Source organism: Bosea sp. F3-2 (genome assembly GCF_008253865.1).
Lineage (GTDB): Bacteria > Pseudomonadota > Alphaproteobacteria > Rhizobiales > Beijerinckiaceae > Allobosea.
Window position 1 is genome coordinate 5,355,736 of the sequence record NZ_CP042331.1, and the last position, 22,450, is coordinate 5,378,185.

The following is a 22,450-nucleotide window of genomic DNA, read 5'->3' on the forward strand; positions in this document are numbered from 1 at the left end:
GAGGTGCCTGCATCCGGCTTGCGGGTGGTGGAAGGCGCTGACGGCTGCAGCATAGGATGGGCTTCGCGTCGGGCTGAATTTTGCCCGATATCGACCCCGATGCTTGCCGCAACATTGCCGAGCAAGGGGATTCCGGACTGCTCGCGAACCGATGGCCCCTAGAGCGTTTTCCGATCAGTCTGAACCGTCATTGCGAGCGCAGCGAAGCAATCCAGGAGGACGTAGAGCCCGGCGGCCCCTGGATTGCTTCGTCGCTTCGCTCCTCGCAATGACGGCTTTTGCGATCCAACCTGATCGGAAAACGCACTCGTGCGTGTTGTGTTTTAGCGGAAACGGTCCCGTCATTCCGGACAAGCCGCGATAGCGGCGCCGATCCGGAATCCATCATAGGGCTCGGCGGCCTACGATGGATCCCGGGTCAAGCCCGGGATGACGGCGTGTTTCCGCAGAAAATCAGCGACCCCTAATAGACGTCAGCCTGGTAGCGCCCTGCCTTCCGCAACGAGGCGACATAGGCGATCGCTTCCTCGCTGGAGCGATCGCCATGTTCGGCGACGACATCGACCAGCGCGCGCTCGACATCCTTGGCCATGCGCTTGGCATCGCCGCAGACGTAGAAATGCGCGCCCTGTTCGAGCCATGACCAGAGTTCGCTGCCGCGCTCGCGCATGCGGTCCTGGACATAGACCTTCGCGCCGGCATCGCGCGACCAGGCGAGCGTGAGATTGGTGAGGAAGCCCGCATCCTTCATCGCCTGCAGCTCGTCTTCGTAGAAGAAATCGCAGGTGCGGCGCTGATGGCCGAAGAACAGCCAGTTGCGGCCCGGCGCCTTGGTCGCCTGCCGGTCGTGCAGGAAGGCGCGGAAGGGCGCGACGCCCGTGCCGGGGCCGCACATGATGACCGGCGTTGCCGGATCGGCCGGGAGCCCGAAGCCATGGGCACGCTGGACATAGACCGGCACCTTGTCGCCGGGCAGCGCCCGTTCGGCGAGGAAGGTCGAGGCCACGCCCCAGCGCGGGCGCGAGCCGATCTTGTAGCGCACCGCATCGACCGTCAGCGTGATGCGGCCGGGCGTGGCGTGGTGCGACGAGGAGATCGAATAGAGCCGCGGCTGGAGCGGATCGAGCGCCTCGACGAAAGCCTCTGCCGAGAGCCGCGCCTGCGAGAATTTGTGCAGCGTGCCGAGCACGTCGAGCCGGTCGAGATCTCCATCGGGATCTTCCCCTGCCGCAAGGCGCCTGGCCTTGGCGCGGGCCTCCCCGCCGGTGACGTAGGAGATGAGCTGGAACAATGCGTCGGGGGCCGGGCCGAGCGCGCAATCGGCCACCAGCTTGTCACGCAAGGACTTGCCGCCGATCTCGGCATCCGGCCGCGCGCCCAGGAGAGCGATGACTGCATCAACGAGGCGGGGGTCGTTCTGGGCGGCGATGCCGAAAGCATCGCCGACGACATAGTCGAGCCCGCATTCCGAGAGGTCGAACTCGACGTGCCAGGTCTCCTTCTCGGAGCCTTGGCCATTGAGTTTGCGGCGCGAGAGAAAGGTTGCGAGCGCGGGGTTCTCGCGGCAGCGCCCCTTCGGCCCCAGCTCCGCGGGTGGTGTGGCTTCAGTGGGAGTGGTCGGGGCAGAAGCGCCGGGCTCCTCCACCAGCGCCTTGATCTGGCGCAGCGTCTCCTTGCCGCCGGGCGCGCAGAGATTGAGACGCCCCTCGGCTCCGGAGGCGATGGCGGCGGAATAGGTTTCGCAGACATAGCCGCATTGTCCGCAATCCTGCTGGGCCATGGCGGCGTAGAGCCGGCGGGGCAGGGGCTTGCCCTCGGCCAGCTTCATGCGCTCTGCCATTTCCAGCGAAGGATCGTGCCAGGGCGCCCCGTCCTCGGTCTCGGCCATGACGGCGGCGTTCTCGGCCGGCGACAATGCGGTCACGCCGGCATTGTCGAGCGAAAGCAGCCCTGCGAAGAAGCCGTTCAGCCAGGAGCGCTGCTCCTCGCTGAAGGGCGCGGTTTCCGGCAGAACCTGGACGATCGGGTTCGGGCTCTGGACGGTCATGCCGCGTCTCCGATCTGCTCGACCAGGGCTTGCAGGGCCGCGATGTCATGGCGGCGGGCGAAGGCGACGAAGCTCTCATCCGGTGCGGCGCGATGCGTCTGCCAGCTGCGCAGGATCGCCTCGACCAGGGCCGGCGCATCCTCCGCCTTCACATTGGTCCGGAATTCTCGGCCCATGCCGCCCTCGACGCCGAAGCCGCCGCCGACGAAGACGTGGTAGCCGGGCACGGTGTCGCCCTCGTCATTGACCGGAACCTTGGCGCCGATCAGCCCGAGATCGCCGATATAGTGCTGGGCGCAGGAGTTGTGGCAGCCGGTCAGGTGGATGTTGACGGCTGTGTCGAGCGTGATGCGCGGCTCACAATGGGCGGCGATGGCGAGCGCATCCTCCTTGGTATGGGCGCCGGCGAATTTGCAGCCGGTTGCGCCGGTGCAGGCGATCAGCCCGGCGCGCAGCACCGAGGTTTCGGCGGAGAGGCCGATGGCCTGCAGATTGGCGAGCACATCGTCGACCTTCGCGTCCGGCACGCCGGAGATCAGCAGGTTCTGCCAGACGGTCAGACGGATATCGCCGTCGCCGCAGCCCTGGGCGATCGAGGCGATGACGCGCATCTGCTGCACCGTGAGTTTGCCGACCGGCAATGCCACGCCGATCCAGTTGAGGCCGGGCTGGACCTGTCTGTGGATGCCGATATGGGCGAGCCGGTCATAGACGGGGCGCGGCTTGACGAAGGTGTCGTCGAGCCGGATCAGCCGGCGGCCGAGCTTCTCCTCGACGGCGGCGAGAAACTTGTCGAAGCCCCAGGCATCGAGCACGTATTTGAGCCGGGACTTGTTGCGGTCGGTGCGGTTGCCGTTGGCGATGAAGACCCGGACGATCGCATCCGCGACGGCAATCGCGTCGGATGGGGCGATGATGACGCCGGTATCGCGGGCGAGGTCCTTATGGCCGGTGATGCCGCCGAGCGCGAGGCGATACCAGATTCCAGGCGCAACCGGCTGGTCCTCGAAGGAGGCTCCGTCTCCGACCTCGATGGCCTGGAAGCCGATGTCGTTGGTGTCCTCCAGCGTCGCGATGGAGCCAGCGCCATCGAAGGCGACATTGAACTTGCGCGGTAGCCCGTAGAGCGAGCGGTCGTTCAGGATGTGATGGTGCCAGGCGCGGGCATGCGGGCGTGTGTCGAGCAGCTCAAGCGGATCGATGCCGGCGGTCGCCGATCCGGTGACGTTCCGGATGTTGTCGGCACCCGAGCCCTTGGCGGTCAGCCCGAGATCGGCGAGGCCTTCGAGCAGGAGCGGGGCGTTCTCGGCGGTGATTTCGCGGATCTGGAGATTGGCGCGGGTGGTGACGTGGCTGTAGCCGCCGCCGAGGCTCTCCGCGATGTCGGCGACGCCGGCGAACTGCCAGGCCTTGAGGATGCCGTTGGGAATGCGCAGCCGGCACATATAGCTGTTCTGCGCGGGGGCGACGTAGAACAGGCCGTGATAGCGCCAGCGGAAATTGTCCTCCGGCTTCGGATAGATGCCGGCCTGGGCCTGCTCCTTGAAGCGGGCATAGGCGTCGAAGGGGTGTTCGGCGGCTTTCCACTTCTCCTGATCGACGAGCTTGCCGCCGGCGGCGACCGTCCTCGCCTGCGCCTCGGCATGCTCCTTGTCGGGGCCATCAGGCTTGGCCGGAGCGCTGCCCGGCGCGCCACCGAGCGGACCGAGACCGCGCGCCGTGCGAGCCGACTGCAGGCCGCTCATGAAGCCTTCAAGATAGCGCTTCTGATCGGGGGTGAAATCGTCACTCATGGGTAACTTCCACTGCGCTTTTTCAGGCGGTGGCCGGTTTCTCGGCTGCCGCGATCATCGCGCCGGAGAGCGCGCCATAGGCCGTCGTCCAGGCGTCCTTCACGGTCGGGGTGAAGCCCTCGCCGAGGCCCTGCTCCAGCGTCCAGAGCAGCGCAGCGCCGACCGGCGCGTAATGGGCGGCGCTGACGCCGTAGCCGACATGCTTGCGGGCCAGCGCTTCGACCGCCGGCATCAGTGCCGGCAGATCGTCGAGCCCCTTCACCACGACCGCGAGCGTGCCCATCAGCTTGCGCCCCTGCTCCTTCATGTCGGCCGCCTTGAAGAGCGGCTGGATCTCCGGCGCGATCTCGAACAGCCGGCCGTAGAACAGGGCGGCGGCCTGCTCGGCGATGGGCGCGACCTTGGAGAAGCTCACTCGAATCTCGGAGACCTGTTCGGGTGTCATGACGCTCTCCTCATGCGGCTTCGACGAAGCGGTGACGCTCGTAGAGAAACCTCAGCACCGCCTCGCGGGCGGCGATGTAGGTGCGGTCGGTGACCAGCTCGAGCCGCTTGCGCGGGCGGGCGAGATGCACGTCCAGAACCTCGCCGATGCGGGCGGAAGGGCCGTTGGTCATCATCACGATCCGGTCGGAGAGCAGCACGGCCTCGTCGACGTCGTGGGTGATCATGATCATGGTGTTGCCGAGCGCGGCATGGATCTGCATCACCGAGTCCTGCAGATGCGCCCGGGTCAAAGCGTCGAGCGCGCCGAAGGGCTCGTCGAGCAGCAGGATCTTCGGCTCCATGGCGAGGCCGCGGGCGATGCCGACGCGCTGCTTCATGCCGCCCGAGATCTCGCCGGGCCGCTTGTCCTTTGCATGGGCCATCTGGACGAGGTCGAGATTGTGCATGATCCAGCCATGCCGCTCGGCCTTGCTCTTCTTGCCCCCGAAGACCTTGTTCACGGCGAGCGCGACATTGTCGTAGACGGTGAGCCAGGGCAGCAGCGAGTGGTTCTGGAAGACCACGGCGCGGTCCGGCCCCGGCGCGTTGACCTCCTTGCCTTCGAGCAGGATGCCGCCGGTCGTCGCCGGCGTCAGCCCCGCGACGATGTTGAGCAGGGTCGACTTGCCGCAGCCGGAATGGCCGATGATCGAGACGAACTCGCCCTTGTCGATGACGAGGCTGACGTCCTTCAGGACTTCCGTGGTGGCGGCGCCGCGCTGGAAGCGTTTGTCGACATGGTCGATTTTGAGATAGCTCACGTTTAAGCCCTCAGTTGGTCGCGGTGCCGCGGGTGACGACATGGCCGACGAGAGCGACGAGGCGGTCGAGCAGGAAGCCGACCACGCCGATATAGACCAGCGCCACGATGATGTCGGAGAGGCGCGAGGAGTTCCACGCGTCCCAGATGAAGAAGCCGATGCCGACGCCACCGGTCAGCATCTCCGCCGCGACGATGGCGAGCCAGGACAGGCCGACGCCGATCCTGAGGCCCGTGAAGATGTAGGGCGCGGCCGAGGGCACCATGATCCTGTAGAAGAACTCGATCTGGTTCAGCCGCAGCACCTGCGCGACATTGCGGTAATCCTGCGGGATGTTGCGGATGCCGACGGCGGTGTTGATGATCACCGGCCAGATCGCGGTGATGAAGATCACGAAGATAGCCGAGGGCTGGCTGTCGCGGAAGGCGGCGAGCGAGAGTGGCAGCCAGGCGAGCGGCGGCACGGTGCGGAGCACCTGGAAGACCGGATCGAGCCCGCGCATCGCCCAGACCGACTGGCCGACCAGCGCGCCGAGCAGCACGCCGACGATCGCCGACAGGCTGAAGCCGATCGCGACGCGCTGCAGCGAGACGAGGATGCGCCAGCCCAGGCCGATATCCTGCGAGCCCGCCCAGTAGAACGGTTCGACGATCAGATCCTTCGCCTCCTCCCAGATCTTGGTGGGCGGCGGCAGCGAGGATTGCGGTCCGGAAGCCGCGATCTGCCAGAACAGCAGGATCAGCGCGACCGTGATCAGCGGCGGCAAGAGGTTGACGAGGGCGCTCTTCCCCCAGGGGACGAGCTTCGCTGCGAAGGGTTTCGCAGGCCCGGCCGGCAGCGGCACGACCTCGGACGGCTTGCCCGAGAGCGTGACAACCGTCGCGCCCGCAGTCGCGCCTTTCAAGACAGGCTGACCCATGTTCCAGTCTCTCCTCTGACTGAGCTCTTCCGTCGCATTCGTCATGCCGCCTCGCTCGCGCGTGCCTGCGCGCCGATACGGCGGATTTCGGGAAGGCAGGAGCCGCAATTGGTTCCCGCCTTGAGTTGAACGCCGATCTCCTCGGCCGTCGCGGCTCCGGCTTCGAAGGCAGCGCGGATCGCGTTCAAGCCCACGCCGAAGCAGGCGCAGACGGTCGGGCCGGGGTCGGCGCCGCCGGGGTTCCGTCCCGAGAGCAGGGCAAGCCGGCTCTCCACGGTTGCCGCCGGATCGGCGAATACGGCCTTGACCATGTCCCAGAGCGGCGCGCGGCCCGCAGGCGCGAGGAAGAGGGCGGCCACGAGCCGGCCTTCCTGGAGCACGGCACAACGATAGCTGCCGCCGTCGCAGTCGATCAGTTCGGTCAGTTCGTCCGCGCCGAAACGCTCACGCATCAGGGCCGCCATGGCATCGACGGGAGCGTCGGTGGCGAAAAGCCGGCCCTCGCCGCCCTGTACGGCAAGCCGCGCCCACCAGCTCCCCGCCGGCAGGGCAAACGGCTCGCGCGACAGGACGAAGCCTTCGAAACGATAGGCGATCGGCGCGATGGAGACCGGCGTCGCCTTCATCTCGGGCTGGCCGGAGAAGGGGTCGCAGATTGGCTGCGTCAGGGCGCCGATGCGCGCGTTGGAGGCTGTCTCTTCCGACCAGTGAATCGGCGCAAAAAGTGCTCCCTCGGCGACGCCCTGATCGGCGACGATCCTGAGGACGGCCGTGCCGTGGGCACTGGCGAGACGCGCGAAGCCGCCCTCGGCCAGCCCGAAGCGCAAGATATCGGCTGGATGCACATAAACCGGAGGCTCGGCGATATGCGCGCTGAGCCGCGGGCTGAGGCCGGTGCGAGTCATGGTGTGCCAGTGGTCGCGGACGCGGCCGGTGTTGAGCAGCAGCGGAAAGGCTTCGCTCGTTGCCGTGGCCAGCTTCGGCGCGGCGAGCGGGCGCATCTGCGCGCGGCGCTCGGGGCCGAAGAAGTTGCCATCGCCGAAGAGCCGTGCGGTGCCCTGCGGCCGGTATGCGGGCACGGGCCATTGCACCGGCCTGAGCCCGTCATAGGCGACCTTGTCGAGCCCGGCATGGGCGCCGATGTCGAAATCGCGCGTGCCGTCATTCTCGAAGGCGGAGAGCGCCGCATGCTCGGCATAGATCGCGTGCGGGCCGGCATAGGCGAAGGTCGCGCCGAAGCCGAGGCGCTTGGCGACCTCGCAGATGATCCACCAGTCCGGCTTCACATCGCCGGGCAGCGGCAGGAAGGCGCGCTGGCGCGAGATGCGGCGCTCGGAATTGGTGACGGTGCCATCCTTCTCGCCCCAGGCGGCGGCCGGCAGGATGTAGTGGGGCTTGGCTGCGAGCGTGTCGTTCGAGAGCACGTTCTCGGAGACGACGAACAGGTCGAGGCCGGCGAGCGCGGCGCGGGCCCTGTCCGCATCGGGAAGGGACACGGCGGGGTTCGTCGCCATTACCCACATCGCGCGGAGGCGGCCTTCAGCGGCGGCCTCGAGCATCTGGACGGCCTTCAGGCCTTCGCGGCGGGCCATGTTCGGCGCCTGCCAGAAGCGGCGGACGCGATCCATCTCTTCCGCACCGTAACCCATATGGGCGGCGAGCATGTTGGCGAGACCGCCGACCTCGCGCCCGCCCATCGCATTGGGCTGGCCCGTGAGGGAGAAGGGGCCGCAGCCGGGCCGCCCGATCCGGCCTGTGGCGAGATGGCAGTTCAGGATGGCGGCGACCTTGTCGGTGCCCTGCGCCGACTGGTTGACGCCCTGGCTCCAGGCCGTGACGACATGCGGCGTGCTCGCCCAGAGCTCGTAGAAGGCCGCGATCCGTTCAGCCGGCAGGCCGGTGGCGGTGGAAACGGCCTCGATGTCGGGCGCAATCTCGCGTGCATTGGCGAGCGCCTCGTCGAAGCCCGTGACATGGCGTGTGACATAGGTGCGGTCGACAAGGCCGCGGTCGGCGAGATGGACGAGCAGCCCGGCGAAGAGCGCGGCGTCGGAGCCGGGCTTCAGCGTCAGCACCATATCGGCGTCTTCCGCCGTCGCGGTGACGCGCGGGTCGAGGACGACGAGGCGCGCCCCACGCTCCCGCCGGTTGTCCTGCATTCGCCGGAACAGGATCGGATGGCACCAGGCCGTGTTCGAGCCGACGAGGACGATCAGGTCGGCGCTGTCGAGATCCTTATAGGCGCCGGGCACCGTGTCCGAGCCGAAGACCCGGCGCTGTGCAGCGACCGTCGAGGACATGCACAGGCGTGAGTTGGTGTCGACATGGGGCGAGCCGATGAAGCCCTTCGCCAGCTTGTTGGCGACGTAGTAGTCCTCGGTCAGAAGCTGGCCGGAGAGGTAGAAGGCGATCGCCTCGGGGCCGTGTTCGGCGGCAATGGCCTTCAGCCCGGCGGCGACGGCATCGAGCGCCTCGTCCCAGCCGACCCTGTCGTAGCTGCCGGCAGCGTTGCGCTTCAGCGGGTGCAGCACCCGGCTGCCGAGCCCCAGCGTCTCGCCGAGGGCGGAACCCTTGGAGCAGAGGCGTCCGCGATTGGCTGGGTGGTCCGCATCTCCGGCGATGGCGGCGCCTCCCAGCCCGTCCGGCGTTGCCAGCACGCCGCAACCGACGCCGCAATAGGGGCAGGTCGTGCGCACCACGGTTGGAGCGAGGGGGGCGTCGTGGCGCATCAGGCGGCCTCCCCGATGCAATAGCTTTCGCCGAAGGGCAGGTCGGCGCGGATTGCGCTGATGTCCTGGCCCGAGCGGATCAGCCCGAGATAGAACAGCGCGCCCTGCGTATCGCCGACGAGCACGCAGCCGGCGAGCCGCCCCTCGCGCAGCACGAACTTGCGGTAGATGCCCGCGGCGGGATCGCGCAGCACGACGGTCTCGGCGCCGTCGCCGGCCTCGAATTCGCCCGCCGAGAAGACGCCGACGCCGGAGACCTTGAGATTGGTCGAGAGCAGCGAGCCCCGATAGGCGCCCTCACGCCCGGCTAGCCTCGCGGCCAGCACGCGAGCCTGCTCATAAGCGGGCTCGACCAGCCCATAGGCCAGGCCCCGATGCTCGGCGCATTCGCCGATGGCGAAGATCGCGGGATCGTCGGTGGCGAGGCCATCATCGACCAGGATGCCGCGGCCCACACCGAGGCCAGCTGCCCGTGCGAGTCCGACATTCGGGCGCACGCCGATGGCGATGACCACCAGGTCCGCGGGAATTTCGGTGCCGTCCGTCAGTTCGACCGCCTCGACATGGTCCTTGCCGCGGAAGCCTTTCGTTTCGGCGCAGAGGCGCACGTCGATACCGCGCGCAGCCATCGCCGCGGCGAGCAGGCCTGCGCCCTCATGGTCGAGCTGACGTTCCATCAGGCGGTCGACGAGGTGGAGCAGCGTCACTTCGGCGCCGGCTCGGCTGAGGCCGTAGGCGGCCTCAAGCCCGAGAAGCCCGCCGCCGATGACGACGATGCGGGCGCCGCGCCGGGCATAGGCCCGCATCGTGCCGACATCGGCGGTATCGCGGAAAGTCGCGACGCCGGCGAGATCGCTACCCGGGAAGGGTGGGCGCAGCGGCGTCGAGCCGGTCGCGAGCACGAGCTTGCCATAGGGCAGGGCCAGGCCCCCGCTGAGCGTCACCGTCCGCGCCGCGCGGTCGATGCTCTCGACGGAGCGGCCGTAGAAGGTGGAGATGCCGCGCCCGCGCCACCAGGCGGCCGTCTTGAGCTCGATCTCCCCTTCGCCGATCTCGCCCGCCAGCAGCGGCGAGAGCAGAACACGATTATAGGCCAGCCGCGGCTCGTCCCCGATCACCGCGACGGAATAGCGCCCGAGCGCGCGCTGGCTGAGTTCGTCGGCCAGCCGCGTCGCGGCCATGCCATTGCCGACGATGATCAGGGGCTCGGCCATGGCGTCAGGCCACCCGCTTGATCTTCAGCGCCTTGAGGTAGTCCATCGGCGCGGCAGGATCGAACTTCACGCCGTCGAAGAATGTCTCGACGCCGCGGGAATCGGCGGTCGGCGCGCCGGTGACGCCGAGCGTCTTCGCCGCCTCGCGCCAGAGATCGGCGCGGTTGGTCTTGTCGACCAGCGCCTTGATGTCGATCGTCGGCTCGAACTTGCCCCAGCGGATGTTCTCGGTGACGAACCAGGTGTCGAGGCTCTTCCAGGGATAGGAGGTCGAGCCGCCTTCGCCCCAGAACTTCATGTAGAGATTGGTGCCCTTCGCCTCGCGGCCATTGCCGTAGTTGATGTCGCCGAGCAGGCGCTTGTTGATGTCGCCGGTGGGAACGTTGAACCATTGGCGCCGGCCGACGATCTCGGCGAGCTCCTGGCGGTTCTCCATCTTGTCGGCCCACATCTGGGCTTCCATCACGGCCATCAGGATGGCCTGCGTCGCCCTGGGATTGGCGTCGACGAAATCGGCGCGCATGCCGAGGATCTTCTCGGGATGGCGGAACCAGAGCTCGCCTGTGGTCAGCGCGGTGTAGCCAATGTTCTGGTTGACGAGCTGCTCGTTCCAGGGCTCGCCGACGCAGAAGCAATCCATGGTGCCGACCTTCATGTTCGCCACCATCTGGGGCGGCGGCACGACGATGACCTTGATCTCGGTGTCGGGGTCGATGCCGCCGGCGGCGAGCCAGTAACGGATCCAGAGGTCGTGGGTGCCGCCCGGGAAGGTCATGGCGGCGGTCAGTTCCTTGCCCGCGGCCTTCTTGCGCTCGAAAGCCTGCTTCAGCGGCGAGGCGTCCTTCTGGACGGCGAGGTCCTTGTATTCGTTCGAGACCGAGATCGCCTGCCCGTCCTCGTTGAGGTTGAGCAGCGTGTACATCGGCAGCGGCTGGCCGTTCTGCATCACCTTGCCGGTTGAGTAGAGATGCGTCTTCGGCCGCAGGATGTGGCCGCCATCGATGCCGTTGGCCTTGAAGCCGAGCGCCATGTTGTCGCGCGTCGCGCCCCAGGAGGCCTGCTTGGCGATCTCCATGTCGGGCAGGCCGTGCTTGGCGAAGAGGCCCTTTTCCTTGGCGATGATCAGCGGCGAGGCGTCGGTCAGAGCGATGTAGCCGAGCCGCGTGCCCTTGACCTCGGGGCCGGCACTTTGCGCGAAGGCGCCGGAGGGCAGGGCGGCCTTCGCCGCCGCGAGCAGCGCGGCTGTGCCGGACAGCTGTAGGAAGTGGCGGCGGCTTGCGCCGGCCTGCGTGGCGGCCGTCCTGATCAGGGTCTTGGAGCTGTGCGTCATCGATCGTCTCTCGATTGCTGGAAAGTCGTTCGCCTTGAGCCAGCCCCGAACGCGAAAAACGCCGCGCGAAAGACGCCTTGGCAGGCGCATTCGACAGCGACGTTGCTGTGTCTTCCGGATCGGGGATGGCGCGGGCAGCGTTGGCCGCGTCGCATCATTCCCTACAAGGATCGTGCCAACCGCGCGGCGGCGCCGCGACCCTTGAATTGCAATAACTTGCGAACTCATGAGCTCGCGGGCGTTTGCTGCAATCGCTTTGCTGCGTCGCACAAGAGAAGCGCATTGGCCTAATATTTAGGCAAAATTGAATGGGCGGACAAAATGCCTTCAAAATGGGCGGGAAGGAAAACGCCTCGGGCAATATCGCGGATCTGTGGGGTTGCGACGATCTGGCCAGCCCGTTCCATCCCGGCCAGAACCCAATCGGCATCGTCCTGATCGGGGCGCAGAGCTTCCCGGTCGAAGCGGATGAAATGATCGATCTGGCGAGGTGGCCGGTCGGCGCCCTGAATCAGCTCTCCGTGCAGAATGCGTTCGATGAGCGGGGTGGGCAGAGCGAGCCGATCCGGCGCGGAAAGGTGCTGCGCCATACGCGAAAAATTCTCGGGGCGGCAGGCCCAGGCGCTGGCCTTGAGGATCGCGGCGCCGAGTTTCGCGACCGCGGCCGGGCGCCGCTGCACGTCGTCGGCGCGCCAGGCCAGGACCTTGTCGTGACAGTTGCGCCTCAGGTCGACACTGGCATGCACCATCGCGCCGACACCCGCCGCCACGGCCGCCGAATTCCAGGGCGCGCCCGCGCAGAAGCCGTCGATCCGCCCGCTGGCGAGCGCCTCGACGGTCTGGGGTGGCGGGACCACCTCGAAGCGCACGTCCTCGCCGAGCTTGAGCCCGCCCTTCTCCAGCCATTCGCAGAGCAGGTAGATATGCGTCGAGAAGCCGAAGACCGCGGCGAAGGTCAGCGGCGGCAGGCCGGCGGCCCTGCGGCGCGCGACCAGGGCGGCGAGCGCGCGGGCCGAGGCGGCGGTGTCGCCCAGGTCGCCCTCGTCCAGGCGCGACAGCTCCTCGAAACGCCGGAGCGAAAGGGTGATGGCGGCACCGTCACGATTGAGCGCCAGCGGCGCCGCCATCGGGGCCTTCACGCCGCCGATGCCCAGCGTCGCGGCGATGGCGGCCGGGCCGAGCATATGGGCGGCGTCGAACAGGCGCACATTCAGCTTGTCGCGCAGGTTCGACCAGGACACCTCGCGAACCAGTTCGAGATGGAGCCCCTCGGCTTCGGCGAAACCCTCGTCTTTCGCCAGTACGAGCAGCGCGCAATCGACCAGCGGCATGAAGCCGACCCGCAGGTGCAGCGTCGTCATTTGAGCATCTCCGCGGCGGTGATGAGGGAGCGGGCGATGTCGACGAGCTTGCGTTTCTCGTTCATCGCGGTGCGGCGCATCAGCGCGTAGGCCTCGTCTTCGGAGAGGCCCTTCAACCGCATGACGATGCGCTTGGCGCGGTCGATCGTCTTGCGATCCTCGAGCTGCGAGCGGGCCTCGTCGAGCTCCTCGCGGAGCTTCCGGAAGGCGTTGAAGCGGCTGATGCAGGTTTGCAGGATCGGCTGCATCCGTTCCTTCTTCAGCCCGTCGACGATATAGGCGGAGACGCCGGCCTCGACCGCCGCCTCGATCGAGGCGGAGTCCGACTGGTCGACGAACATGGTGATCGGGCGGCGGATATGCCGGCTGACGAGGAACATGTCGGCGAGCGCGTCGCGGCTGGGATCCTCGAGATCGATCACCACGACATCGGGATCATGCGCCTCGATGGCAGCAATCAGCCCGGTCGTCGCGGACACGCGGATCAGCTGCCGGTAACCTGCTTCCCGCAGGCCTTCCTCGATGATCGCGGCCCTGACCTGGTTCGCGTCGACGATGAGGATCCGCAGATTTGGCACCATGCCTTTCAGCTGTTCCTTTGGGACGGTTCGCGGTCTGCCAATCAGGAATCGTGCCATCATGGCCAACGCGCTGATCTCGGTCGCGTGGGTCGTGGACTGACGCGATGTTAGCCTGTAGCGAAATCTGCACCGACAATGACGTCATCGCCTGGGCAGACCCGGCCGCGTCGGTGTTCGGGCCGCTGATGGAGATCGCACCATGCCCAAGCTCTGCAAGTTCACCTCGCCGAAGGACGGCCAGGCCGTCTACGTCAATCCCGATCAGGTCAGCGTAGTCTACACCTTCAAGGGCGAGCCGCCGGATACGATCATCGCCTTCCGCAAGGACTTTCTGCTCGGCGTGAAGGAGAGCCTGGAGGATGTGGTGAGTACGCTCGACAGGGCCAAGGCAGAGCCGGGCAGCGGTGCCTAGCGCGGAAGGCTCGGCTCCACCGTCATTGCGAGCGCAGCGAAGCAATACCGGAGGACTGGGCTGAAGCGTTCAACCCAGTCCTCCTGGATTGCTTCGTCGCTGTCGCTCCTCGCAATGACGGCTGGCATGGTTCAATCTGATCGAACGCGGCTCAAAGCTTTGCGTTTGCGTTGGATTTTCGCCTGTCGACCCCATATCCTCCGAGCGGGGAGGTGTCAGGATGGCCAGCGGTTGGGCTCCCGATGGAGCCGTTCAGGACCAGATCGACGATTCCATCAATGACGCGGTCCGGCTGGCGCGATCACGGCTGCCCTCCGGCCCGGGCGAGATCCATTGCCAGGAATGCGGCGAGGAAATCCCCGAGGCGCGCCGCCGCGCCATGCCGGGCGCTCGTCTTTGCGTGCAGTGCCAATCGGGCCATGACCGGTCGGCGGCGTCCTCCGCCTATAACCGGCGTGGCAGCAAGGACAGCCAGTTGAGGTAGGCGGGGCGGCGCTGCCCGGCACGCCGATCAGGAATACCGCCGGCGTCGGGATACTCAGCGCGTCGGAGTTTTTGTTTCTCGTTCCGCTCCAGGCTCATAGGCCGCGCGATCGATGCCGTGCCTTGCGAGCTTGTCGTAGAAGGTTTTGCGCGGGATGCGCAGTTTTTCCAGCGCGGCGCGGACGTCGCCCCGCGTTTCTTCCAGCGTCTCCCGGATCAGCGCCGCTTCGACGGCGTTGAGCCGTTCGGGCAGGCTCAGGAGCTCGGCGTCCTCCGCCTTTCGAACCGGCAGCAGGTTTTCCGGCAGTCCGAGTGCGACACGCTCGGCGAAATGGACGAGCTCCCGTACATTGCCCGGCCAGTCGCTCTCGACGAGGTGCCGTTCGACTGCACGATCCAGGGCAGGCGCTTCCCGGCGGTACTTTTCCGCAGCCCGCGCCAGGAAACGCGAAAACAGCAGCGGGATGTCGCGGCGGCGCTCGCGCAGCGGCGGAATGCGCAGCGTCACCACATTGAGGCGGTAATAGAGGTCCTCACGAAAATCGCGCCGCTGCACCCGGTCGCCCAGGTCGGCCTTGGTCGCGGCCACGACCCTGAGATCGACGCGCCGCAGGTCGTTCGAACCGAGCGGTGCGATCTCGCGCATTTCCAGTACGCGCAGCAGCTTGACCTGTGCGGCGAGCGGCATGCTCTCCAGCTCGTCGAGGAAGAGGGTGCCGCCGCTCGAATGCTCGATGCGCCCGATCCGGCGCTTCTGCGCACCGGTGAAGGCGCCGGGCTCATAACCGAAGAGCTCGCTCTCGATAACGCTGTCGGGCAGGGCGCCGCAATTCAGCGCGACGAAGGGCTTGTCGCGTCGCCGCCCGAGGCGATGCAGCAAGTTGGCGACGACCTCCTTGCCGGTTCCCGTCTCACCCTGAACCAGCACGTCGACATCGACATCGGCGAGTTCGCGGATGGTCTGGCGCAGCCGCATGATAGCGGGCGTCTCGCCGATGAGGGTGGTTTCCTCCTCGCCCTGTGCTGCCAGTGCTCGCAGGCGGCGGTTCTCGAGGACGAGCGCCCGCTTCTCGGCGGCGCGATGCAAAGTCTCGACGAGGCGTTCACCAGAATAGGGCTTGGCGATGAAGTCGTAGGCACCCTCGCTCATCGCCCCGACCGCGGTCTCGATATCGGCATGGCCCGAGATCATGATCACCGGAATGTCGGGATCGAGCGCCCGCAGCCGCCGGAACAATTCGATGCCGTCCATGCCAGGCATGCGGATGTCGGTGACGACGATGCCGGCATAGTCCGGTCCGATCCTCTGCAGCGCCGCCTGACCGGAGGGCAATGCCACCGCCGGGAAGCCGGCGAGGCGCAGCGCCTGCACATTGGCGTCGCGCAGATCGGGGTCGTCGTCGACGAAGGCGACCTCGATCGCAGCGATGGAAGCGCCGGAATCGCTCATGCGGCCGCCCTCTCGAGGTTGATGACGAAGCTGGCGCCTTCGCCCGGCCGGCTGGTCGCCGTCAGCGTGCCGCCGAAGGAGGTGATCATGTCCTGCGAGATCACGAGCCCGAGGCCGAGACCCTTCGGCTTGGTCGTGCTGAAAGGGGTGAAGAGCTGCGCCAGCGCTTCTTCGGACAGGCCCGGACCGCGATCCGCGATGGTGATTTCGACACGATCGCCGCGTGGGGTGACCGTTATGGCGAGCGCGGGTTGGCGGCCGTCTCCGCCTTCGAGCAATGCTTCGATCGCGTTGCGCAGCAGATTGACCAGCACCTGTTCGAGCTCGATCGGGCGGGCGGTGACGAGGACCGGCTCCGGCGGCGCAGTCATGAGCGGCGTTACGCCAGCCTGACGGAGCGGCCCTTCGAGCAGGGTCAGGGCACCTTCGAGGACGGTCGCTACCGGCACGGGCATTGGCTGCCCCTTGCCGCGACGCGCGAAGCCACGCAGGGCCTCGGTGATCGCCCCGATCCGATCTGTCAGCGAGACGATCCGCACCAGTGCGGCGTCGGCCTCAGTCGGGTCGGATCGCTTGAGGAAAGCGCGGGCGTTCTCGGCATAGGTGCGCAGCGCCGCGAGCGGCTGGTTGACCTCATGGGCGACGCCCGCGGTGATCTGGCCGAGCGTCGCCAGGCGGTTGGCCTTGGCGAGTTCTTCCCGGAGATTGGACAGGCGCTCCTGTGCCCGGGTCCGCTTCGCCATTTCGGCGACGAGCCGCTGATTGGCGCCGGCCAGCTCCGCCGTGCGCTCGGCGACGCGCTCCTCGAGCTCGGCCTTCGCGCGGGCGTCGGCCTCGCGCCGGGCGAGATTGTGCTGGCGCCGGCGCAGGGCGAAGGCGGCGAGCGCGGTGCCCGGCATCAGCACGAGCGCGACCAGCGCCTGCGCTTGTGAACGGCCTTCGGTGATCGCGGCATCGACGGGCAGCAGCACCTCCAGCGCCCAGTCCGTCGTCGGTACGGGCTGGCGCATCTGGACGTATCGGCCGGTGAGCGGACTCGCTCCCTGAACGAGCTCGCCCTGCCGCCGCAGCGGCAGGAGCGTCAGCGGGGCGGCGCCGAACTGGAGCGAGTCCCGGATCGCCGCAGCAGTCGCCTGATCGAGCGGCGCCTCGACCCGGAAGCGCCAATCCTCGATCGTCGCGAGCAGCACGACGCCGCGTTGGTCGACGACATAGCTCTGGCCGCCCAGCGCCCGCCAGTCGGCCTCGACCCGGTCGAACTCGACCTTGACGACGATTACGCCGAGGCTCTGGCCGGCCTCCTCGATCCGCCGGGTGATATAGAGGCCGGGACGCTGGCTGACCGTGCCAAGCGCGAACTGTTCCGCGCCGCCAGTCGCGACCGCTCCCCTGAAATAGTCACGGAAGCTGTAGTCGCTGCCGACGAAGCTCGTCGGCTCGTTCCAGTTGCTGGCCGCGATCGCGACGCCGTCCGGGCCGAGCAGGTAGATCACGGCGGTGCGGGCTTCGCGCGCGATGGCTTCCAGCTTGAGGTCGAGCCCGTGGCGGCTGCCGCCGGTCAGGGCCTGCCGCACATCCGGGTCGCGGGCCAGGATGACCGGCAGCGCGCGCTGCTTCTCAAGCTCGCCACGCAGGATGGCAAGCGCCAGCGTTCCGGCATCCTCGGCGCGCGATTGCGTGCCGGCGATAGCCCGGCTGCGGCCGAACTCTCCGGCGGCGAAGAGCGAGGCGATGGCGATCGCCGCGACGATCAGCCCGAAGACCAGCCAGCGCAGCGTCGCAGTGCTCTTCCGCGGATCGAGCAGGAAATGGCTCATAACCAGTCGTTGTGCGGATTTCCGCACAAATCAAGAGGGGGCTGTGCGGCTTCTCGCCATGCGGCACGCCCCAGCCCGCGTAGCGACCAGCTAACCCATTGTTTTGTCGGATATCTGTCGATTTCGTGCGGTTGGCACGGCGGTTGCTCAAAAGGCGTAGCGGTTTCGAACAAGAGCAAAACACCGCCGACCCAAGGAGCACATCATGGCGACCACGCTCGACATCGCGCCGGCCCAGCCGGCGCGCCCCAGGAAGTTCTATCAGCACCTCTATGTCCAGGTTCTGTTCGCCATTGCGGCGGGCATCCTGCTCGGTCATTTCTGGCCGGAGCAGGGCACGGCGATGAAGCCGCTCGGCGATTCCTTCATCAAGCTGGTGAAGATGATCATCGCGCCGGTGATCTTCCTGACGGTCTCGACCGGGATCGCGGGCATGACCGACATGAAGAAGGTCGGCCGCGTCGCCGGCAAGGCGATGATCTATTTCCTGTGCTTCTCGACGCTGGCGCTGATCGTCGGCCTGATCATCGGCAATGTGGTCCAGCCCGGCGCGGGCCTGCACATCAATCCCGCCAGCCTCGACGCCAAGGCCGTACAGGGCTACGCCGCCAAGGCGCATGACTCGAGCGTCGTCGGCTTCCTGCAGAACATCATCCCGGACACGATCGTCGGCGCCTTCGCCTCCGGCGACATCCTGCAGGTGCTGTTCTTCTCCGTGCTGTTCGGGCTCTCGCTCGCGATGGTGGGCGAGCGCGGCAAGCCGGTGGTCGACTTCCTGCAGGCGCTCTCGACCCCGATCTTCAAGCTGGTGTCGATCCTGATGAAGGCCGCCCCGATCGGCGCCTTCGGCGCGATGGCCTTCACCATCGGCCGCTACGGCATCGGCTCGGTCGCCAACCTCGCCTTCCTGATCCTGACCTTCTACATCACGGCGGCGGTCTTCGTCCTTGTCGTGCTCGGCGCGGTCGCCCGCTACAACGGCTTCTCGATCCTGGCGCTGATCCGCTACATCAAGGAAGAAATCCTCCTCGTCATCGGCACCAGCTCCTCGGAAGCGGCGCTGCCGAGCCTGATGGAGAAGATGGAGGCCGCCGGCTGCAAGCGTTCCGTCGTCGGGCTGGTCATCCCGACCGGCTATTCCTTCAATCTGGACGGCACCAACATCTACATGACGCTGGCGGCGCTGTTCATCGCGCAGGCCATGGACATCCATTTGCCGCTCAGTGACCAGATCCTGCTGCTGCTCGTCGCCATGCTGAGCTCGAAGGGCGCGGCCGGCATCACCGGCGCGGGCTTCATCACGCTGGCCGCGACGCTCTCGGTCGTTCCCGCCGTCCCGGTCGCGGGCATGGCGCTGATCCTCGGCATTGACCGCTTCATGTCGGAATGCCGCGCGGTGACCAACTTCATCGGCAACGCCGTCGCGACGATCGTGGTGGCCCGCTGGGAAGGCGAGCTTGATCAGGACCAGCTGCAGGCCGCGCTGAGCGGTCACTCCCCGCTGGTGGTCGATGGCGAGGTCCTGGTGGTCCCGGCCGAGTAAGGCCTGGTGCGGGCCCGGAGCACCGATCTCCCGCGGTGTTTCGGGCCGCCCATCATCACGCCTGCATTCACAAGAAGCATCGGATGTCCCGGCGCGCCTCGATCGAAGGCCGCCGCGGGCATCCGAAATGCCGTTCGATCCTGATACCTGTTGCGCTGGGTCACATCGCGGATCGCCGTCAGCCTCGACAGGGCATCGGGTGACCTGTTCGCCTTGTAGATTGCCTGGAAGACCTGGCTCGCATCGTCACAGCGGCCGAGATTGAAATAGGACCAGCCGCGCTCATTCCAACCGCGGATCGATTTCGGTCGCGGGCTCCAACAACGGGGTCGACCCGATCGTTGAACACAGATCGGCGATCAGCCGGCAAAGATGATTCAGGGCAGCCCAGTTTTTTCTTTCCAGCAGATGAGAAAACTGCGGTCGGCCTTGCTCTGCCACGGTGAAATCAACTCGAAAACACCTGTGGAGAAGAGAGTTGTCTTGCTAAGTGAAGTCAGGAGACAGGCAGATACTGCTGCCACATCCTGTCACACGACCCGAACGGGCTTGCGCCTCCACTCCGGTCGCGGCAACAATGGCTGATGATCAGGATATCGATAGCTGCAAGCGTGGTCGCCATCCTCGTGGCAGGCTGCGTCTCGTCCCAGCCCCGCCCGGTTCCGGGCGCTTCGGCTGGCCCTGCCAAGCGGATCGTTCGTGACAGCGCACAGCTCATCCTCCCGGATGGCACGCGCGTCAACCCGGACTCGACCGGCGGTTTCGAATTGCCCAATGGCGATTACGTCAAGCGCGAACCCGGCGGCGCTCTCGTGCTGCCCACAGGCGCGCGCTGCCTGCCTGATCAGGGCGGCTATCTCTGCCCCTGACCACGATAGAACCCTTCCGGGCCGATGAGCCGGTCCGGTCGTGCCATTCGGTCACTGGCTGGTCTCGACGGGCAACCGTGCCGCGTCAGGTGCTCTGCTGTCGCGAGGCCTTTCCGGCCGAGGCCTGCCGTTTCGACGGCTTTTCGGCGGCCTGCTGACCCGACGGCCAGGAAACCCCCTCATCATCGAGCACGTGGTTGTGACTACGATAGGCCCAGATTTCCTTGGCCGCGTCCCAGTGCTCGCGATCACGGCCTTCGGGTTGGCCGTCCTTGATCCACAAGGCGTAGGCGATCTTCCGGATTTCGCGCTGGGATTTCTCGTCCTTCATGTCTCGTCTCCATGATCGCTCCCCAATGCGCATTGGGGAATCCTGGCTTCGGAGAGGGCAACGGCTCAGCCGTGCAGGGGATTAACGACGTTCGGGGGCACGCTGTTCCCTTGCGGGTTTGAAAGATCTCGCGGGGCGACGTTCAGGCCTTCGCGGCAGCAAGCGCCGGCTCGCCGGGCGTTTCCGCCTCCCGTTTTGCAGGGCGGCGCGCATAGCGCTGCGCCAGCACGGCGCAGGCGAAGAGCTGAGCCTGATGGAACAGCATCAGCGGCAGCACGATCAGGCCGAGCGCCTGGCCGGGGAAGAGGATGTTCGCCATCGGGATGCCGCTCGCCATGCTCTTCTTCGAGCCGCAGAAGACGATGGCGATCTCGTCCTCCTTGGAGAAGCCGAGGCGGCGGCTGACGAAGGTGGTGATCATCAGCACGGCGGCAAGCAGGACGATGTCGAGCGCGATGACGAGGCCGAGGTCGGCGAGCGTGACCTGCGACCAGATGCCGGCGACCATGCCCTCGCTGAAGGCGGCATAGACGACGAGCAGGATCGAGCCGCGATCGACCAGCGAGATTGGCGCCTTGTGGCGCTGCAGGAAGGGCCCGATCCAGCGACGCAGCAACTGGCCGGCGACGAAAGGCAGCAGGAGCTGCAGCGCGATGCTCTCGACAGCGCGCGTGCTGAAGCCGCCGCCCTTCGAATCGAGCAGCAGCACGACGAGCAGCGGCGTCAGCACCATGCCGAAGAGGTTGGAGACCGAGGCGCTGCACAAAGCCGCAGCGACATTGCCGCGTGCGATCGAGGTGAAGGCGATCGAGGACTGCACGGTCGAGGGCAGGATGCAGACGAAGATCAGCCCGGCGACCAGCTCCGACGGCAGCCAGCCGCCCAGCGCGCGGGTGAGGATCAGCCCGAGCAGGGGGAAGAGCACATAGGTGCTGGCGAAGACCAGTGATTGCAGGCGCCAGTGCAGCAGGCCTTCCCAGACCGCCACCGGCGAAAGCCGCGCGCCGTAAAGGAAGAACAGCAGTGCGACCGCAACCGAGACCGCATCATTGGCGATTTCCGCACCGACGCCGCGGGCCGGCAACACGGCCGCGACAGCGACCGTCGTCATGAGCGCGATGAGATAAGGGTCGATGCCGAAGCGGGCGAGCGTGCGGCGGATCATCTGCGGTCCTTCCGGTGAGGTGCCGCCTTCTAATCCGTTTCAGGCCCATTTTGATCCAGACTGGACATGATATCGCTCATCATGGATCGTGATGATCATGAATCTGGACCAGAAGCCGCTCGATCCCGTCCTGCTGCAGAGCTTCGTCAAGGTCTGCGAGACGCTGAGCTTCACGGAAGCCGCGCGCCAGCTCGGCCTGCGCCAATCCTCGGTCAGCCAGCATGTCGCGCGATTGGAGAAGCGGGTCGGGCGACGCTTGCTGGCGCGCGACACGCATGAGGTGCGTCCGACGCCGGACGGCGACGCCATCCTGCCCTTCGCGCTTGAGGCGCTCGAAGCGGGACGCCGGATCGAGCGCTATCTCGAAGGTTCGACCCTGCGCGGGCGACTCAGGCTCGGGGTCTCCGAGGATTTCGCCTACACCGCACTGCCGGATATCCTCGCCGAGTTCGCCATGCAGCATCACGCGGTCGATCTGGAGCTGACGGTCGGCCTCAGCGGCCTGCTCTACGAGCAATACGACGCCGGCGATCTCGACCTGATCTTCGCGAAACGCCGCAAGGGCGACGAGCGTGGCGAGGTCGCCTGGCAGGAGCGGCTCGTCTGGGTTGGACGTCCCGGCGCGCGGTTCGCCGAGCAGCGGGAGGTGCCGCTCGTGCTCTATCCGCCGCCGAGCATCACGCGGGTCCATGCGATCGAGACGCTGGAGCAGGCTGGACGGCCCTGGCGCGTCGCCTGCACCAGTGGCAGCCTCGCAGGCCTTCGCGCCGCGACGGTGGCGGGGCTCGGCATCACCGCCCATTCGGCTCGATTGATCCCGTCCGGCCTCGCCGAAGTCGAGCCGCGCGAGGCACTGCCGACGCTCGGGACGATCGAGTTCGTCGTCATCGGCGGCCAGTCGCATCAGGAGGCGGCGCGGGCGCTCTCTGCCAGCATCCTGTCCGGTACCAGCCGCCTGTTGCCGGAGCTTCCCGCACGGCGCGGAAGGAAGGCCTAGGTATGGTGGTTTTACACGGAACCACGCCGTCATTTCGGGGCGGGCCCCTCGGGTCCGACCTTCGGTCGGCCCAAGGATAAACTCCAGCTCGAGCCTGGAACCCATGAACACAGCAGCCCATCGAAAGGGCGCCGATCCGACGAGCCTTCTCGTCTGATTCCG

The 22,450-nt window shown here is 67.0% G+C and carries 19 protein-coding genes; 5 read left to right on the plus strand and 14 right to left on the minus strand.

Going from position 1 to position 22,450, the window contains the following annotated elements; translation table 11 throughout:
- Positions 1-463: 463 nt before the first annotated feature.
- From FQV39_RS24790 to FQV39_RS24835, 10 genes are all read right to left on the minus strand, one after another.
- A complete protein-coding gene (locus tag FQV39_RS24790) occupies positions 464-2,047 on the minus strand; it encodes a sulfite reductase subunit alpha (protein ID WP_149132712.1) in 1,584 nt (527 codons plus the stop codon).
- A complete protein-coding gene (locus FQV39_RS24795; protein WP_149132713.1) occupies positions 2,044-3,840 on the minus strand; it encodes a NirA family protein in 1,797 nt (598 codons plus the stop codon). The genes FQV39_RS24790 and FQV39_RS24795 overlap by 4 nt, the downstream gene beginning before the upstream one ends.
- Positions 3,841-3,862: 22 nt before the next feature.
- Positions 3,863-4,285, minus strand: a complete 423-nt coding sequence (locus FQV39_RS24800) for a globin family protein (protein ID WP_149132714.1) — start codon at positions 4,283-4,285, stop codon at positions 3,863-3,865.
- A gap of 10 nt (positions 4,286-4,295) precedes the next feature.
- The gene (locus FQV39_RS24805) at positions 4,296-5,087 is read right to left on the minus strand and encodes an ABC transporter ATP-binding protein (protein ID WP_472840606.1); all 792 of its coding nucleotides are present in this window, start codon (positions 5,085-5,087) and stop codon (positions 4,296-4,298) included.
- A gap of 10 nt (positions 5,088-5,097) precedes the next feature.
- Complete coding sequence (gene ntrB, locus FQV39_RS24810; protein ID WP_149132716.1) at positions 5,098-6,006, minus strand: nitrate ABC transporter permease; 909 nt, start codon at positions 6,004-6,006, stop codon at positions 5,098-5,100.
- Between the two features lie 41 nt (positions 6,007-6,047).
- Positions 6,048-8,735, minus strand: a complete 2,688-nt coding sequence (locus FQV39_RS24815; RefSeq protein ID WP_149132717.1) for a nitrate reductase — start codon at positions 8,733-8,735, stop codon at positions 6,048-6,050.
- Positions 8,735-9,949, minus strand: a complete 1,215-nt coding sequence (locus FQV39_RS24820) for an NAD(P)/FAD-dependent oxidoreductase (RefSeq protein WP_149132718.1) — start codon at positions 9,947-9,949, stop codon at positions 8,735-8,737. Before FQV39_RS24820 ends, FQV39_RS24815 begins: the two co-directional genes overlap by 1 nt.
- Before the next feature lie 4 nt (positions 9,950-9,953).
- Positions 9,954-11,279, minus strand: a complete 1,326-nt coding sequence (locus FQV39_RS24825) for a CmpA/NrtA family ABC transporter substrate-binding protein (RefSeq protein ID WP_149132719.1) — start codon at positions 11,277-11,279, stop codon at positions 9,954-9,956.
- Between the two features lie 287 nt (positions 11,280-11,566).
- Positions 11,567-12,640 carry an ABC transporter substrate-binding protein gene (locus FQV39_RS24830; RefSeq protein WP_149132720.1) on the minus strand — a complete coding sequence of 358 codons (1,074 nt, stop codon included), beginning with the start codon at positions 12,638-12,640 and terminating at the stop codon, positions 11,567-11,569.
- Positions 12,637-13,221, minus strand: a complete 585-nt coding sequence (locus FQV39_RS24835) for an ANTAR domain-containing response regulator (RefSeq protein WP_149132721.1) — start codon at positions 13,219-13,221, stop codon at positions 12,637-12,639. The genes FQV39_RS24830 and FQV39_RS24835 overlap by 4 nt, the downstream gene beginning before the upstream one ends.
- A 199-nt stretch (positions 13,222-13,420) precedes the next feature.
- Here FQV39_RS24835 and FQV39_RS24840 point away from each other — a divergent pair, with 199 nt between their 5' ends.
- Both FQV39_RS24840 and FQV39_RS24845 read left to right on the plus strand, forming a co-directional pair.
- A complete protein-coding gene (locus FQV39_RS24840; RefSeq protein ID WP_149132722.1) occupies positions 13,421-13,633 on the plus strand; it encodes a hypothetical protein in 213 nt (70 codons plus the stop codon).
- Positions 13,634-13,853: 220 nt separating this feature from the next.
- A complete protein-coding gene (locus FQV39_RS24845) occupies positions 13,854-14,117 on the plus strand; it encodes a DksA/TraR family C4-type zinc finger protein (protein ID WP_149132723.1) in 264 nt (87 codons plus the stop codon).
- Between the two features lie 54 nt (positions 14,118-14,171).
- Here FQV39_RS24845 and FQV39_RS24850 read toward each other — a convergent pair whose 3' ends face one another.
- Both FQV39_RS24850 and FQV39_RS24855 read right to left on the minus strand, forming a co-directional pair.
- A complete protein-coding gene (locus FQV39_RS24850; protein ID WP_149132724.1) occupies positions 14,172-15,566 on the minus strand; it encodes a sigma-54-dependent transcriptional regulator in 1,395 nt (464 codons plus the stop codon).
- Entirely contained in the window at positions 15,563-17,383 is a 1,821-nt protein-coding gene (locus FQV39_RS24855) for a sensor histidine kinase (RefSeq protein WP_149132725.1), read from the minus strand. The genes FQV39_RS24850 and FQV39_RS24855 overlap by 4 nt, the downstream gene beginning before the upstream one ends.
- Before the next feature lie 205 nt (positions 17,384-17,588).
- On the opposite strand from FQV39_RS24855, the gene FQV39_RS24860 reads away from it, so the two are divergent.
- Positions 17,589-18,926, plus strand: coding sequence for a dicarboxylate/amino acid:cation symporter (locus FQV39_RS24860; protein WP_149132726.1), 1,338 nt, complete (start codon positions 17,589-17,591; stop codon positions 18,924-18,926).
- 584 nt (positions 18,927-19,510) lie between these two features.
- Positions 19,511-19,795 carry a hypothetical protein gene (locus FQV39_RS24865; protein WP_149132727.1) on the plus strand — a complete coding sequence of 95 codons (285 nt, stop codon included), beginning with the start codon at positions 19,511-19,513 and terminating at the stop codon, positions 19,793-19,795.
- A gap of 85 nt (positions 19,796-19,880) precedes the next feature.
- On the opposite strand, the gene FQV39_RS24870 is transcribed toward FQV39_RS24865, so the two are convergent.
- A complete protein-coding gene (locus FQV39_RS24870; protein ID WP_187640056.1) occupies positions 19,881-20,126 on the minus strand; it encodes a DUF2934 domain-containing protein in 246 nt (81 codons plus the stop codon).
- Positions 20,127-20,268: 142 nt separating this feature from the next.
- A complete protein-coding gene (locus FQV39_RS24875) occupies positions 20,269-21,291 on the minus strand; it encodes a bile acid:sodium symporter family protein (protein WP_149132729.1) in 1,023 nt (340 codons plus the stop codon).
- A 91-nt stretch (positions 21,292-21,382) separates the two neighbouring features.
- Here FQV39_RS24875 and FQV39_RS24880 point away from each other — a divergent pair, with 91 nt between their 5' ends.
- Complete coding sequence (locus FQV39_RS24880; RefSeq protein ID WP_248313134.1) at positions 21,383-22,288, plus strand: LysR family transcriptional regulator; 906 nt, start codon at positions 21,383-21,385, stop codon at positions 22,286-22,288.
- Positions 22,289-22,450 lie beyond the last annotated feature (162 nt).